The sequence below is a fragment of the Providencia sp. wls1916 genome (genome assembly GCF_009706585.1).
Lineage (GTDB): Bacteria > Pseudomonadota > Gammaproteobacteria > Enterobacterales > Enterobacteriaceae > Providencia > Providencia lanzhouensis.
The window spans coordinates 102,107-117,447 of sequence record NZ_WLUL01000013.1 but is presented as its reverse complement, the minus strand read 5'-3'; the positions used below and the strand labels follow the sequence as shown (position 1 = coordinate 117,447).

The following is a 15,341-nucleotide window of genomic DNA, read 5'->3' as shown; positions in this document are numbered from 1 at the left end:
ACAATGCCTTGTTTAAGGTCATTATTTTTCTGTTCTTGGCAGACACAGTTTTCATCGCTTCTTTTTCGAAATATGCTTTTTAAAAGAAAATGCTTCGAAAAATGATCGTGCGAAAGATAGCGTAACATTGTCTGCCCCTCTATTTGGAGGTCTCTATGACAATAGCTAACCCAGCTCTCGCGTGCCATTTTTCACAATTAACCGTCGAGTTCGCTCAGTCCACACTCTTTCCGCCATTGAGTGGTAGCTTATTTAGCCAAAAAAATGCGCTGATTGGTCACAATGGTCGTGGAAAATCCGTATTAATGCGATTACTTGCCCGACAACTCACTCCAACTCACGGCAAAGTTGATTGGCATTTACCGATAATTCATGTGGATCAACTCAACCGCTTAACGGGCGACACCCTTGCTCAAGCGCTAGGCATTGATGCACTTTGGCAAGCTTTTTCGCGCATTGAACAAGGTCGCGGCACCATGACCGATTTCGAGCTAACGGAAGATAATTGGCATCTACCCGCAACATGGGAAACACTGTTAGCGTCTGCGCAGCTAACGGCATCAATGGATGCCGCTATTGAACAACTGAGCGGCGGTGAACGCACTCGCTTAGCGCTATGTCGTGCATTTTTACATCCTGACCACTTTCTTTTGCTCGACGAACCCGACAACCATCTTGACCAACAAGGACGCCAATGGCTAAGTGAAAAACTCAGTCAGCACAAAGCCGGCTGTTTAGTCATCAGCCATAACCGGCATCTTCTCGAAGAGATGGACGCAATTTTTGAATTAACCGATAAAGGCTTAGTGGAATACGGCGGAAATTACACCCTGTATGATGAGCAGAAAACCTTTGCTATCAACGCTATTGAAGCGGAAGGCGAACAACTCGAAAAACAAATTCGCCAAGAGAAAAAACAGCAGCAAGCCAACCTACAAAAAGCCGCTCAACGACGTAAGCAAGGCGAAAATATTCGCTATGGCGGTTCTCAATCCTTACTGTTGCTCGATATGCAGAAAAACAGAGCCGAAAAAAGACAATCCAATGTGGCAGAGCGTCACCAGCGAGTATTAGGCGAATTACAACATCAACATCAGCAAAATCAAGACAAAGTCAGCCATATTCAACCTCAAAAAATGGTACTCAATTACCAAAGCGAAGGTGGGAAAATGCGCATTTTTGTCTCCCAATTAAAGCTACCTTATGGGCAAACTGCGCCACTCTCGTTCACTGCCTATAGCGGTGAGCATTGGCATATTCAAGGACGCAATGGCTCGGGGAAATCCACCTTATTGAAAGTGTTGGCAAATAAGTTGCAGGCACTTTCTGGGGAATCCCGCATTAGCGGTGCTTTTTGCTATTTAGACCAACATCTGAATCTTTTGGATAAATCGTTACCAGTTGCCGAAGCTCTCTATCAATATCAACCAGCAATTTCCGTAGAGCACTGGAGAACTCAATTGGGTATGTTGCGTATTCGAGGAGATAAATCGTTACTACCATTGCGCCAGCTTAGTGGTGGTGAGCAGCTCAAAGCGACGCTCCTAGCTCTGACGCATAGCCCTTATCCTCCCGCTGTTTTACTGCTCGATGAGCCAGACAATCACTTAGATTTAGATTCAAAACAGCTATTGGAAGGGCTATTACGGGATTACCAAGGGACACTATTATTGGTTTCTCACGATGAAGCATTCGTGGAACAGTGCAATATTACCCATGATTTACAACTAGGTGGTTAATAAAGGTTAGATAGTTAACTGTGCGGGCTGTGCTTCGCAGCCCTTTCTTTAATTCACAAAGGTATTTTTAACGCGGGCAGAAACCAGAAAATAAGGAACCCAAATCAAGCAATAAAAACTGCCATTAAAAAAGCTAGTAATGTAGCTATAGTCGATTTCGAGGTGAAACGCGACGGGAAAAGCGATGCGCGAGGCGCCAATTACCACGACATAGAGCATCATCGTAATGATAAACAACCACTTAACCATAGCTTTCTTTTTAACCACCGCAATTAACGACCCCACCATTAATGCGATAATTACCCCAAGGCTGAACTGTACAGCATAAAAACCAGAGGCAAACCCTGACATATAAAAGTCCGATGCTGGATTCGTTGCCAACGACCAAGCACCTTGAACCTCAGAAATATCATTCACCATCATTTTGACCAAATTACCCAGCATATACAGTTGACCTAACAGAGGTAAAATCAGCCAGCCTCCAATCCCTTGGAAGAATTTTTGAGGTTTAGTATGACTCTGCGCAGGTATTTGAGCCGCGGGCAATGATTCGGGATTAGATGATAAATTCACATCCATAGTAATAACCTTTTTATTCTTTACGCTCTTTGAGTTTTTCTTCGATAAATGCTTTCAGAACCAACGCCTGATTATGTTGCGTATCTTTCGCGCTATATAACAACGTGATATCTCCTTGTTGCGCCTTCGTAAATACAGCACACCATTCATCATTTTGCTGAAGTTCTTGCTGATATTTCGTCACAAACTGCTCAAACTGGTCAGTATGTTGATGAAACCATTTGCGCAATTCATTGGAGGGCGCAACCGCTTTGTTCCATTCATCACACTGCAAATCCACCTTTTTGATCCCTCGAGGCCACAGCCTATCCACCAAGATGCGATAGCCATCCTGAGGACTACAAGGGTCATAGACTCGTTTACAGTAAATCATTAGCAGGCTCCACGGTCATTGGGGTTCACTAATTAATAAAAGTATTGCGAACACGCACAGAGACAAAAAAGTAAGGCACCCAAACGAAACAACCAAATAATCCTCGTATCAATTCACGAATATCATTGGAATCTATTTCGAGGTCTAACAATTGATTGGCAAGCACCAAATCAAAAACCATCACAGCCAATGAAAAAATTTGAAAAAAGGCATACACCTTAATAATTAATTTTTTCTTAGTGAAAAAGAGATAACAAAGATACAAGACTGTACCGTAAATAATCGCATTACCAACCATTTCAAAATATATCACTTCTTTGAATAGCGGAATGAAATAGTCTGAACCCGGTGACGTCAATTCACTCCAATATTCAATCACTTCTTGATTATGATGCCAAAGTCTAAACGGCATAAATAGTGCCGAAAAAATCACCCCAAGTAATGGGAAAATCAACCATCCACCGATACCATTTAATTCAGGCTTAGGTTTTGGTACAGGAGGCATTTCATTATTTACTGCGTTCACCTTCACATCCTTGATTTAATTTATGCAGTTAATCTGCTCATCGATTTGCGCAAGAATTTGCTGAATAGATATGAGCAAGCTAAATTAGCACATGATTATCTGAGTCACCTTTTTGCTAAGCTAACATACTCTAACGGCTAAAAATGTAGCGTTTGACGTTTTTTGTCAAAATTTAACCAAAAATGAGCATAAATCAGAAGAAGACGAACTATGGCATCAACACAATCTGTTTCTATATCACTGCCACCTTATTATCGTATTGATGATTTTTTTGCTTTTCACTTGCGAGATCCGCAAAATATCGCTGAGATTGTTGAAAAAAACACCTTGCGCAAAGGGATTATCTGGCAGGAACGTGCTGCGCAAATTCACCTATCCATTAACGACCAAGCCACTGACAATAAACAAGCAATATTGCAGCTTGATGTTGATAATGCAGAAACCTCGCCTTCCTTAAATGAGCTACACACACTTGCGATTCATTTACTCGGATTGAATCAACCCGTTGAGCAATTTGAAGAAAAATACCTTACCCACCCAATACTCGGTAAACTGATTGCGCCACAGCGAGGTATGCGAGTGTATCAATCCGCCACCACGTTTGAAGCGCTCGTATGGGCCATTATCGGTCAACAAATTAGTGTTCTTGCTGCCATCGCCATCCGCCGACGTTTTATTCAAGCTGTTGGGCAACAGCACTCATCAGGAATTTGGTGCTTTCCTACCGTTACCTCAGTCATCAATGTGGACGATGAAATTTTACGACAAGCGGGGTTTTCTCTTGGAAAAATCATCGCCTTACGCGGGCTTTGTAACGCTATTCAAGCGGGTGAATTAGACTTAGACAACGCCGTTACCCCCGAAAATGTCCATGATGTCACCGAAAAATTGCTAGCCATCAAAGGCATTGGGCCTTGGACTGTCAGCTATGGTCTCCTGCGGGGATTTAATTACCTAGATGGCTCCCTGCATGGGGATGTTGCCGTGCGGCGCAATCTACAAACTTTATTAGTTCAAGATGCGCAACCATCCGCGAAAGAAACCCAGCAATGGCTAGCCCAATTTGCACCGTGGCGAGCACTGGTTGCAGCCCACCTTTGGCGCAGCCAATCTGCTGCGGGTTATTAAACAAAAATCCCCAATCCAGTACACCGAATTGGGGATTTATTTATGATACTAATTTTAGGGTGCTACTCGATTAGATAACAATTAACGCAACCAGTTGGTTTTCACCAATTGCACCACCTCATCACCACGACCGCTCATAATCGCCTTCAACATATATAAGCTAAAGCCTTTGGCTTCTTGCGCTTCAATTTCCGGAGGCATTGAAAGCTCTTGCTTCGCCGTCAATACATCCACAACAACTGGACCATCATGGGCAAAAGCTTCTTTCAGCGCACCGTCCAGATCTTCACTTTTCTCAACGCGAATGCCTTTGATACCTGCCGCATTGGCAATCGCAGCAAAGTTTGGATTCTGTAAATCGGTGCCCGCAGTCATAAAGCCTGCAACCTTCATTTCCATCGCTACAAAGCCCAACACACCGTTGTTATGAATGATGATTTTTACTGGTAATTTCATCTGCGACAGTGAGATAAAGTCACCCATCAACATACTGAAACCGCCATCACCACACATCGCAACCACTTGGCGATTTTTATCAACAGCTTGCGCACCAATCGCTTGCGGCATTGCGTTGGCCATCGAGCCGTGGTTAAACGAACCGATCAGACGACGTTTACCATTCATTTTTAAGTAACGCGCAGCCCACACCGTTGGTGTGCCCACATCGCAGGTAAAGATAGTGTCGTCGTTCGCCAACTCGCTCAATTTGGTAGCTAAATATTGTGGATGGATCAACCCTTCATGACCCGGCTTAGCCAAATCATCCAACCCTTTACGCGCCTCGGCATAGTGCTTCAGTGCGCCATCCAAATGTTTGCGGTTCTGTTTCGCCGTTAAATGTGGCTGTAAGGCAGTCAATGTCGCCTTAATATCCCCGATTAGCCCCATATCAATATGACAATGGGAGCCTAAGCTTCCGGCATTCAGGTCAATCTGAATAATTTTCGCATCAGTTGGGTAGAACGGACGATACGGGAATTGGGTGCCTAGCAATACAACGGTATCCGCATTCATCATCGCGTGGTAGCCAGATGAGAAACCGATTAACCCCGTCATGCCCACGCTATTTGGGTTATCCCACTCAATATGCTCTTTACCACGCAGCGCATGTACCACTGGTGCATTCAAGGTTTCTGCTAGTTTCACCACTTCATCATGAGCGCCAGCACAACCATTACCGCAGAACAATGTGATATTTTCTGACTGATTCAATGCTTCTGCTAGTTTTTCAATTTCAGGGCGCTGAGGCATGATCAAAGGTGCTTGTGGCTGATACCACTCTTCTTTCGCCGATTCTGGTGCATCTTTCAGGGCGATATCACCCGGTATAACGACAACGGAAACGCCTTTATTCAGGATCGCTTTACGCATCGCAATACCCAGAACTTGTTGAATTTGCTCAGGGTTAGTTACCATTTCACAATAGTGGCTACATTCACGGAACAGTTCTGTTGGGTGGGTTTCTTGGAAGTAATTACTACCGATTTCACTCGATGGGATATGTGCAGCAATGGCTAATACAGGTACACGGTTACGATGGCAATCATACAACCCGTTGATTAAGTGCATGTTACCGGGTCCACAAGACCCCGCGCACACCGCTAGCTCGCCCGTTAGTTGCGCTTCTGCGCCCGCGGCAAATGCAGCCACTTCTTCATGACGGGTGCCTAACCACTCAATAGCCCCTTGCTTACGTAAACTATCCGTTAAACCGTTTAATGAGTCCCCAGTGACTCCCCAGATGCGCTTAACACCTGCGTTATCCAGTACTTTCGCAATATAGGATGCAATACTCTGTTTTTTCATAATGGCACTCTTTTTAAGTCGGATTAAATTCAATGTATTCTTGTTAACAATGACATATTTAACAAGAGGTGCTAATTTTCAAATACGCTTAATAATATGTATTTGATTCTAACTAAATCGATTCCCCATTCCTACCAATGCAGTACATTCAAAAACAGAACAAGATATTCATCCGCGAATATCGAAAGAAGAATGAGATAACAGGACAAATTTAAGGTCGTAAAAAGAGGGTTAGTTTCAGTTATGAACAACCCAGCAAAATCCCGTTTATTTTGCGCGCATCGAAAGTCATAAATATCTTTATATTTTCCAAAGAACGATTCCAAATTGATAACCTGCACCTAACGTCCAAAATAAGACAATATCTTCATCACGGAGTAAATTCTTTTTCTGGTGGCAATAATAAGCAATAAATGGGCTGGTTGCCCCTGTATAACCATATTCATCCGCAATATATTCTATTTTTTTATTAGGAATATTTAATTCTTCTGCCAATTCTGAAATATTGCTTTTCATTACCTGAGAAAAGAAAAAACAACTTATATCATCAATAGTTAACCCATTATTTTTTAATAATTTGTCAATGTGATAAATAGCATGAGGCAAACACTCTTTTGTTGTAAATTTACCCCAGTAAATTTTCTCATCTTGCATATTTTGGCTCTGTGAAAAACCATGCTTAGGAAAACGAGTCTCCCGGCAAAAACTCGAATCCGTATAATAAAAGCTATCCATCAAACCAGAGCTTGTCCCGTTTTGTACTTTTTCTAATGTCATAGCAACTGCTGCATCCCCAAAGAGAACTGATGGGAATAGCTCATTTTGATTACATAGATTTGAAAGATGGTCCGAGGCAACAATAAGGGCTTTTTTAGCTGTTTTTTTCATCTTTAGTATGATCGCAGCCTGCTCTAACGCCATTAACATTCCGAGGCAATTACCGTTAATATCAATACATACACACTCATTTTTTAAGGCTAAATGATGATGTAAATATAGGGCATTAAGTGGTGACAAATATTCCATCGTCGTTGAGGCAAATATCAAAACATCGATATCTTTATCACTAATTGGGGCTAATGCATTAATCGACATCGTCAACGCATTTTCATCAGGCTGGATCGTGATATATCGCTGCTTCTGCCCAAAATCATTCAATAATTCCGGTAAATTTTTGACATTTGGATACTTATCAAAATAATATTGGTTATTCCTAATATTTTCAGGATGGTAGATATGAATAGATGAAATTTTTATTGCCTCATTCATTGCATTTCCCTTATCTGTATTAGTTTACCCACAAGGTATAACCCACCAATTAATAAAAAACAATCGACACAAACCACCGCATTTTACATTTTGTCGATATTATTGTATTATTGGATCATATTTGACTATCTAAAGGTGACATTTTTGCTTTATTTTAAAAACACAATAAATAAGTATTTCCCTATCAATACACTTCGTTATAAAAACTTGATATAGCTTATTCAACAAGCTTATTAATCAATAAATTTCCATTCAATTAGTTTAGATACTGCATTTAATTATCCATACTAATTTTCATTATTTGCAGATTGTCCGAGCAAATCGGATCGGGAAACCCACATCTTAAAATTCAAATAAGAGGATGGTTCCATGAAGCTCAGAAAGAAAAAAGAAAAACCATTAAATATCAACGATATTACAATTATTGATGATGGAAAATTGAAAAAAGCAATCACAGCGGCTTCGCTGGGTAATGCGATGGAATGGTTCGACTTCGGTGTTTACGGCTTCTTAGCCTATGTACTGGGTCAAGTCTTCTTTCCGGACGCATCACCGAGCGTTCAGATGATTGCGGCGTTAGCCACTTTCTCCGTGCCTTTCTTGGTTAGACCCCTTGGGGGCGTTGTCTTCGGTATTCTCGGGGATAAATACGGCCGACAAAAAGTATTGTCCATGACCATTATTATTATGGCAATCAGTACCTTCTGTATCGGTCTGATCCCATCATATGAGAGAATTGGTATTTGGGCGCCTATCTTATTACTGCTCGCTAAACTGGCTCAAGGTTTCTCCGTGGGTGGTGAATACTCTGGTGCTGCTATCTTTGTTGCTGAGTATTCCCCAGACCGTAAACGTGGCTTTATGGGCAGCTGGTTAGACTTCGGTTCTATCGCAGGTTTTGTGATGGGTGCGGGTGTCGTCGTGCTGATTTCAAGCCTTGTCGGTGAAGCTAACTTCCACGATTGGGGATGGAGAATTCCGTTCTTCTTAGCCTTACCGCTAGGTATTATCGGTCTCTATTTACGTCATTCATTGGAAGAAACCCCTGCATTCCAGCAACATATTGAAAGTTTAGAGCAGCAAGACAAAGCCAATATCCAGAATCCACCGAAAGTCTCTTTCCGTGAAGTTGCATCTAAATATTGGAAAAGCTTGATGATTTGTGTCGGCTTAGTTATCGCCACTAACGTGACGTACTATATGCTGCTGACCTATATGCCGAGCTATTTATCCCATAATTTGAACTACTCAACCGACCACGGTGTGTTGATTATTATCGCCATTATGATTGGTATGCTGTTTGTACAGCCAATCATTGGTTTAGCCAGTGACAAAATTGGTCGCCGACCTTTCGTTATCATGGGCAGCGTGGGGTTAATTGTGTTGGCTTACCCCGCATTTATGATGATTAATAGCGGTTCTGTTGGCTTAATTTTTGTCGGATTGTTGATTCTTGCGGTATTACTCAACTGCTTTACAGGGGTGATGGCATCGATTTTACCGGCTATTTTCCCTACCCATATTCGTTATAGCGCATTAGCCATCGCTTTTAATATTTCGGTATTAATTGCGGGTGCAACACCAACAGCGGCGGCATGGTTAGTTGAAGCGACTAATGACTTGTATATGCCTGCATATTATCTGATAGTCATTGCATTGATTGGTCTGTATACCGGTATTAGAATGCCAGAAACAGCTAATAAACCACTACGTGGTGCAACGCCTGCAGCCTCAGATAAAGCGGAAGCAAAAGAAATTTTGAGTGAGCATTTTGACAATATCGAACAGAAAGTTGAAGATATCGAACAACAAATTGCTGAGCTGGAAAAACAGCGTCAATCGCTAATCAACCAGCACCCAAAATTAGATTAACCCTTAAAAAATAGCGAGGAAAGCGATGTCGGCTTGTCACTTAGTTTGGTTTCGCAACGATCTACGAGTCACCGATAATAAAGCGCTTACCTTTGCTTGTGAGGATCCTACTGCCACTGTGATTGGCGTCTATATTGCGACGCCAGAACAGTGGGCAACTCACAACGTATCACCAAGGCAAATTGCCTTTTTGCATCAAAACCTGGTGGAGCTACAACACGCTTTAGCGAAACGAGGTATTCCCCTGATTTGCCATACCACTGCGACCTTTGCGGATTCCGTGAAATGGTTGCTGGATTTTGCCCAACAGCAAAATGCCACAGGGTTATATTTCAATCACCAGTACGAGTTAAATGAACGCTTGCGAGATGAACAGTTACGCCAGCAGGCGCAACATCTGAATATTTTCACCTATGATGATGCGCTATTACTTACGCCAGGTTTAGTGACGACGCAAAAAGGGGATATGTACCAAGTCTATACCCCGTTTCGCCGCGCCTTTTTGAGCCAATTGATGATGAGTGATTTTCGCTCGTTTCCCGCCCCCAAACCACGGGAAGCGGCATTAGCCGTTGAAAATACACTTCCACTTTTTGCTCACCAATCCGTTGAAATTTCACCGCAATTTATTGCCGGAGAACAAGCTGCATTAGCAAAGTTACGGCAGTTTTGCAGCGAGCGCGTACAAGATTACCAACGCAACCGAGATATTCCCGCCATTGATGGTACTAGCCAATTATCCCCCTATTTAGCCCTTGGAGTGCTTTCGCCTCGCCAATGTGTGAATCGCTTATTGGCAGAGAACCCGCAGGTTTTTGACTCCCAAGAAAGTGGCGGTTTTAGCTGGCTAAATGAATTAATTTGGCGAGAATTTTATAGTCATCTATTGGTCGCTTTTCCGCGCCTTTGTCGTCACCAACCGTTTATTGAATGGACGCAGCATATTCAATGGAACCCCGATGATGCTGTATTTTCGACATGGAAAAACGGGCAAACAGGCTACCCGATAGTAGATGCCGCCATGCGCCAACTCAATCAAACGGGCTGGATGCATAACCGGCTACGGATGATTGTGGCGAGTTTTTTAGTCAAGGATTTGCTAGTCGATTGGCGCAAAGGGGAACACTACTTTATGAGCCAGTTAATTGATGGCACTTTGGCGGCGAATAATGGCGGCTGGCAATGGTCAGCGTCAACGGGTGTTGATGCCTCACCGTGGTTCCGTATTTTTAACCCAACCACTCAGGGGAAAAAATTCGACCCACAAGGGACGTTTATCCGCGAGTGGCTCCCCGAACTTCGCGATGTTCCCGAGAAGTTTATTCACGAACCCCATACATGGGCTGAATCTCACCAAGTTTCTCTGAGCTACCCAACCCCGATTGTTGACCATAAGCAGGCAAGGTTGATGACGTTAGAAGCGTTTGAGGCGGGGAAGCGGGACAGCATAAAAATAGAATAAATTTTATTGATTTAACTTAAACCAATCCCTTATCGTTGAATTCTTGCAAAACCCGTCTATAACCCGACGCCATTACCGATATAAATAATTTTGACAATAAAAATTTTATATCACCCATCCCAAAAGTAACGTCTAGTTACTATAACCACGGCGATAATAAATATTTTTCAGCTTAGATTATATTAATTACTCGTATTTAGACTAAACTTAAAAGTGAAAGCCAATACAGCCAACTTGCTTGTATTTGAATTAACTCTCAATACTCGAGATACCAAAGTACGACAAGCGAATAAACCATACTGGATATCAAAGCACTGCTAATTGCATAAATAAATATTGCCTCTATTACGTGATAAATGTCGCTGCAGCTTGAAAGTTGGCAAGTATAAAACTAGCTCAGTTAGGAGATCCGTCATGAAATACTTATCCTTAATTGCAACCGTTATTACGGTACTAATCTCTAGTTTTTCGTTTGCTTATGCTATTTCTAATGCAGCTAATTCCGCTAGCGGTGGCACTATCACTATAACTGGCGCTATCTATGAACCTCTATGTAACGTGAGAATTAGCAATAGCGAAAAGATTGATCTTATATGTTACCGAAATGGTCAGAATTTAGCTAAAACAAGTTCGCTGAAAAATGCGAAAACACTTAGCTCTAATCTCTTAAAAATGAAATATAGCCAGTTCAACAATAAACCAACTTTAAATATAAATTATAATTAACTATTCATTTATGTTCGGGATGTTTATTTAATATCCCGAATCATCTATTTTATAGGATTAATCCATATACTTATATGATATTTTATATGGATGTATTTATTATATATTAAGTCGCAAAGTTGCTAGCTAGACGAGTTTATCACCTAGCTAAATCTCAAATTATTCAGAGCATTAAAAATATTAGTGTTTGTTTAGCATAAAGGTTGCTTTACTACGTACAATACCAGGCACAACAGCTTCGCTGCCATATCGAACAATTCGAGCAGAAAATGCAACATTGACTGAGGACGCTGCTCCTGATGATGGTATTGATAATGATTGCCAGTTATTTGTATTTGAAATAACACCTCCTGTAGCGGCGAGATTCAAAAGTGGTATTTTAGTGTTATTTGAATTAAGAATTTCAATAGCAACCCCTTTTGCTGTAGACCCCATATTAGAGTCAAGTAGCAATACATCCGTTACGTTTTTGCTTATATTCTCTATTCCAGGTGCAAAACCATAATATATACCTGTTGAACCAGCATCGCATTTTACCGTAACAGAAAAATTAACTGGCGTTGACGGTAAAGCGTTAGCAGAATGAGAGCCCAGTTGTACATTTGTATCATTTTTTTCTATGTAGCATGAATTTACTGCGGTTGTACTCGTCCCGCGCAATCCTACTGTGAAGAATGAAAATACTTCAGGGGCACCAAATCCAAGATTCCCTGCTATTTGCTCGTTAATGCCAGGACCTTTAAAATAAACAAACCCTCTTACATACGGGGGAATTACCGGATTAAAACCGCTGGCCGTTACAGCTACATTAGAACGAACCTGTCTGTTAGTCACTCCAGAAAAATGCTTCCCTTTTATCAAAATATAATTTGAGTTTTTTGGATCAATATCGTACCCAATTCTTTTTGTCCTATTCGGCTGATTGTTAAATGCAGTGCCTGCACTAACTCCATTCCCTAAAAAAAATTCAAAGTTAACACCTGAAATAGGGGTGTTATTGGCACCAGTAATCCACATTGCCCAGTACGGTATCCCACCTATGGTTTGAGCAGGCGTTAAATGTTCATCATATGCTCTAAAGACATAATAACCTTCAAAAATTTGAGATGCATCTGATAATGCACAGCGAAATATTACCGTCTCTGCGGTGATTCCATATACTTCTGCCATTTGTGCGCCAGAAATATAGTCCTGACTTAATTGCGTTCCTGCTGGTTGAAACTGCAATCCAGAAATCGTAATTGGGTTTGACGTTCCTATTTGAATAAATCCACCTGTATTTAAAGGTGTTACTATACTGCAAATTGCATTAGCCAAGAAAGATGTAAACATTAGGCTTGCACACATAATTAATTTCACTTTTTCATTAATCAACATGTTTACCTCAATAAAAATAACAAATAGAATCAAAGACAGTATTTTTATTAGAAATGCTGTAATCTAATTTACAACGTTGGTTTTCTTTATCGCCCCATTTAATAAAAATAGTGCCACTATCAGATTGAGAAATAAAATGAACTAACCCACCCTGACCAACTAAACCAATTTTATTATTGGAACTATCATAGACATCAGAGCCAAATGGTATAGCTGATTTATCTTGTAATAAAATTCGATAAGAAATATTAATGCCTTTTTGGGTATTAAATTTAACTAATACAGCAGTTCCAGCGTAAGGCGCAACTTTTGCCATATTATTATCAATCTCAACATCTGAGCTCATATTTTGAGAATCAAGGTATAAAGTATTATATTGGTATGGCATTAGCGATGGAACAACAGCTTGCCCATGCTTATTCAAAACAATATTACTCCATGAAGATATAGATGCACCTTCACCACCTTCTGCCTCAACAATCGCAAACGTATCACCTAAATAACGTGAAGGGATAGCCCCCCCCCCCCTCGTAAATAACAAATGCGCCATTTGCACCTGCCGAGAGTGAACTATAATCACGCCCTTGCGAATACCCAGCATTCACCGAAGCTGATGACAACTCTTTTTGAATACTCGTTGAAAAATTACTATTTGAATGACCAACATCACTTGCTGTCGCATTCCATGAAATAGAATTGTCCTCACCAAAAGAACTACTCACACTGGTATTATTTGACCAACGATCACTAGAATCAGAACGTGTCACAGAGCTACTTAAAACCGTATTTTGTTCAGGATACCAAAGAGAAAACGGTATTGTGACACTCAACATGTAGTTGTTATCACTACCTTGCTCACCATTACGATATAATTTCATATAAGTAAGACTATAGCCGATACCTTTAAAATTATTCATGTAGCCAGCTTGTAATTGCTTACTATCTGGTAAGTTATCACGCCAAGTTTGTAGTGCCCCACTCACATATATGGAACCGTAATAAGCCAGACTCTGATTGACGGTTAAAACATATTGAGCTTTCCTTGGGTTAATTGATTCACCGTTATATAAATAGCTATCACGATATGTATCTGCCTCATATAAACTTAAATAATTTTGTGATTCATAACGGTAGCCTGCTAACGCAATGTTAGTGCTTGTAGATTGGATATCTTTATTCCAAGTCATCCTAGCTCGTGTGCCTTTATATGTTTCATTGTTATTTAATTGAGACTTTGAGCTAGCCATATCAAAACTAAAAGCACCAATTTGAGTATTAACCACTAAACCTAGCATTCCTGATTGATATTTATTGGTGTATTGCATACCTACAAATGGAGTTAAAATATTATTTAAACCGTATTGCACGGTTGATTGCACAAATACATTTGAAGATGTGTTTGGTCCTCGCAATTCACCACTCACAATACTGTAATCAACCTGTCCAGGTCTCAATAAACCAGGAACTGTGGCAAATGGAACAATATATGTTGAGATACTACCATTTGCCTCGGTTACTTCTACGGTTAAATCACCACCATAACCCGTGGCATAAAGGTCATTAATCACAAACTCGCCTGGCGATACGTTCGTTTCATAGATCGTATAACCATTTTGAATAATTTTTACTCGCGCATTACTATTGGCAATTCCTCTAACTGTTGGGGCAAATCCTTGTAAAGATTGTGGTCGCATGCGATTATCGGTAGCTAACTCTGCACCTGTATAGGAAAAACTGTCAAAAAGACTACCACTAGTAAATGATTGCCCTACGGTTAATTCACTCTCAATTTGAGGGAATGCGCGTTGAATATAAGTTCTAATACTTTCATGATGAAATTTATCATTTTGGTTGTATTGAATATTTGATTGATGACGGACTCGATATAATCCTAAATTTAGTCCTGCATTAATATTTCCATAGGCAGAATGCTCATTCTCACCATGACTACGACTACTATAAGCATTGACGTTATAGTTCATAAATAGTGCAGGGACTCCTTCATTGAGAGAGTTAATGGGTACATAGCCACGAGCATATTCTTCCATCATTGCTTGAGGAATCAATATATCCAACCGTAAAACATCTTGTTTCAAATTAATTTTTACATCGTTTGAAAGCGCGGAAAGATCTTCACATTGACCATTTGATTTCACTAACGACAAAAATTCCGGCTTTATATTAAAGCTATTGATCTCATTTAGAGTTAAGCAAGGAATAACTCGACCTTTATCATTCTCATAAAATAAAATATTTTTGTTATAAATAAATTCATTATTTAGATAAATATCAACCGACCAATCTCCAGGAGAAATTTGATCTTCTGAAATTTTGTCAATAGAAATAGACTTTGCATTACCAACTAAAAAGCCTTCATTATATGAGTATTTTTTTTCATTCTGAATTTGTTCAATAGCAAAAGAAAAACTACTCATTCCTAAACTCAAGGATACAAGTGCAAATATTAATTTAATTTTCATATCA

Annotated in this window: 13 protein-coding genes; 5 read left to right on the top strand and 8 right to left on the bottom strand. The window is 40.5% G+C overall.

The features are described 5' to 3' along the window. Window positions 1-155 precede the first annotated feature (155 nt). On the top strand, window positions 156-1,739 hold the full coding sequence (locus tag GKR61_RS08655; RefSeq protein WP_154639732.1) for an ATP-binding cassette domain-containing protein: 1,584 nt from the start codon (window positions 156-158) through the stop codon (window positions 1,737-1,739). A gap of 48 nt (window positions 1,740-1,787) precedes the next feature. Here the strand turns inward: GKR61_RS08655 and GKR61_RS08650 are convergent, their stop codons facing one another. Genes GKR61_RS08650 through GKR61_RS08640 form a run of 3 tightly spaced genes read right to left on the bottom strand, consistent with a single transcriptional unit; the run spans window position 1,788 to window position 3,217 of the window. Continuing rightward, complete coding sequence (locus GKR61_RS08650; RefSeq protein ID WP_108478696.1) at window positions 1,788-2,318, bottom strand: DUF2569 family protein; 531 nt, start codon at window positions 2,316-2,318, stop codon at window positions 1,788-1,790. Window positions 2,319-2,331: 13 nt separating this feature from the next. After that, entirely contained in the window at window positions 2,332-2,691 is a 360-nt protein-coding gene (locus GKR61_RS08645; protein WP_036948410.1) for a DUF488 domain-containing protein, read from the bottom strand. A gap of 28 nt (window positions 2,692-2,719) precedes the next feature. Beyond that, window positions 2,720-3,217, bottom strand: coding sequence for a DUF2569 domain-containing protein (locus tag GKR61_RS08640; RefSeq protein WP_336426616.1), 498 nt, complete (start codon window positions 3,215-3,217; stop codon window positions 2,720-2,722). 210 nt (window positions 3,218-3,427) lie between these two features. Here GKR61_RS08640 and GKR61_RS08635 point away from each other — a divergent pair, with 210 nt between their 5' ends. Continuing rightward, window positions 3,428-4,345, top strand: coding sequence for a DNA-3-methyladenine glycosylase family protein (locus GKR61_RS08635; RefSeq protein WP_154599866.1), 918 nt, complete (start codon window positions 3,428-3,430; stop codon window positions 4,343-4,345). Window positions 4,346-4,426: 81 nt separating this feature from the next. Here GKR61_RS08635 and poxB read toward each other — a convergent pair whose 3' ends face one another. Then, window positions 4,427-6,151 carry a ubiquinone-dependent pyruvate dehydrogenase gene (poxB, locus tag GKR61_RS08630; protein ID WP_036948406.1) on the bottom strand — a complete coding sequence of 575 codons (1,725 nt, stop codon included), beginning with the start codon at window positions 6,149-6,151 and terminating at the stop codon, window positions 4,427-4,429. 300 nt (window positions 6,152-6,451) lie between these two features. Further along, the gene (locus GKR61_RS08625; protein ID WP_154599865.1) at window positions 6,452-7,420 is read right to left on the bottom strand and encodes a 3-oxoacyl-ACP synthase III family protein; all 969 of its coding nucleotides are present in this window, start codon (window positions 7,418-7,420) and stop codon (window positions 6,452-6,454) included. Between the two features lie 369 nt (window positions 7,421-7,789). On the opposite strand from GKR61_RS08625, the gene proP reads away from it, so the two are divergent. The 3 genes from proP to GKR61_RS08610 all read left to right on the top strand — a co-directional run bounded on the left by proP (window position 7,790) and on the right by GKR61_RS08610 (window position 11,480). Continuing rightward, entirely contained in the window at window positions 7,790-9,292 is a 1,503-nt protein-coding gene (gene proP, locus GKR61_RS08620) for a glycine betaine/L-proline transporter ProP (protein ID WP_036948402.1), read from the top strand. A 25-nt stretch (window positions 9,293-9,317) separates the two neighbouring features. After that, on the top strand, window positions 9,318-10,754 hold the full coding sequence (phrB, locus tag GKR61_RS08615; RefSeq protein WP_154599864.1) for a deoxyribodipyrimidine photo-lyase: 1,437 nt from the start codon (window positions 9,318-9,320) through the stop codon (window positions 10,752-10,754). Window positions 10,755-11,168: 414 nt separating this feature from the next. After that, complete coding sequence (locus GKR61_RS08610) at window positions 11,169-11,480, top strand: hypothetical protein (protein ID WP_154599863.1); 312 nt, start codon at window positions 11,169-11,171, stop codon at window positions 11,478-11,480. A gap of 180 nt (window positions 11,481-11,660) precedes the next feature. On the opposite strand, the gene GKR61_RS08605 is transcribed toward GKR61_RS08610, so the two are convergent. From GKR61_RS08605 to GKR61_RS08600, 3 genes are read right to left on the bottom strand one after another with little or no spacing between them, the layout of a single operon-like run. Further along, a complete protein-coding gene (locus GKR61_RS08605; protein WP_154599862.1) occupies window positions 11,661-12,857 on the bottom strand; it encodes a fimbrial protein in 1,197 nt (398 codons plus the stop codon). 7 nt (window positions 12,858-12,864) lie between these two features. Beyond that, window positions 12,865-13,407: a fimbria/pilus outer membrane usher protein gene (locus GKR61_RS17810; protein ID WP_255453190.1), complete on the bottom strand. Its 543-nt coding sequence runs from the start codon at window positions 13,405-13,407 to the stop codon at window positions 12,865-12,867. Continuing rightward, a complete protein-coding gene (locus GKR61_RS08600; protein ID WP_255453189.1) occupies window positions 13,349-15,337 on the bottom strand; it encodes a fimbria/pilus outer membrane usher protein in 1,989 nt (662 codons plus the stop codon). The genes GKR61_RS17810 and GKR61_RS08600 overlap by 59 nt, the downstream gene beginning before the upstream one ends. Window positions 15,338-15,341: the final 4 nt, after the last annotated feature.

Excerpts from the sequence above, each read along its gene's own strand:
- GKR61_RS08655 (WP_154639732.1), top strand. The coding sequence starts at position 156 with ATGACAATAGCTAACCCAGCTCTCGCGTGCCATTTTTCACAATTAACC.
- GKR61_RS08650 (WP_108478696.1), bottom strand. The coding sequence starts at position 2,318 with ATGGATGTGAATTTATCATCTAATCCCGAATCATTGCCCGCGGCTCAA.
- GKR61_RS08645 (WP_036948410.1), bottom strand. The coding sequence starts at position 2,691 with ATGATTTACTGTAAACGAGTCTATGACCCTTGTAGTCCTCAGGATGGC.
- GKR61_RS08635 (WP_154599866.1), top strand. The coding sequence starts at position 3,428 with ATGGCATCAACACAATCTGTTTCTATATCACTGCCACCTTATTATCGT.
- poxB (WP_036948406.1), bottom strand. The coding sequence starts at position 6,151 with ATGAAAAAACAGAGTATTGCATCCTATATTGCGAAAGTACTGGATAAC.
- GKR61_RS08625 (WP_154599865.1), bottom strand. The coding sequence starts at position 7,420 with ATGAATGAGGCAATAAAAATTTCATCTATTCATATCTACCATCCTGAA.
- proP (WP_036948402.1), top strand. The coding sequence starts at position 7,790 with ATGAAGCTCAGAAAGAAAAAAGAAAAACCATTAAATATCAACGATATT.
- phrB (WP_154599864.1), top strand. The coding sequence starts at position 9,318 with ATGTCGGCTTGTCACTTAGTTTGGTTTCGCAACGATCTACGAGTCACC.
- GKR61_RS08610 (WP_154599863.1), top strand. The coding sequence starts at position 11,169 with ATGAAATACTTATCCTTAATTGCAACCGTTATTACGGTACTAATCTCT.
- GKR61_RS08605 (WP_154599862.1), bottom strand. The coding sequence starts at position 12,857 with ATGTTGATTAATGAAAAAGTGAAATTAATTATGTGTGCAAGCCTAATG.
- GKR61_RS17810 (WP_255453190.1), bottom strand. The coding sequence starts at position 13,407 with ATGGCGCATTTGTTATTTACGAGGGGGGGGGGGGCTATCCCTTCACGT.
- GKR61_RS08600 (WP_255453189.1), bottom strand. The coding sequence starts at position 15,337 with ATGAAAATTAAATTAATATTTGCACTTGTATCCTTGAGTTTAGGAATG.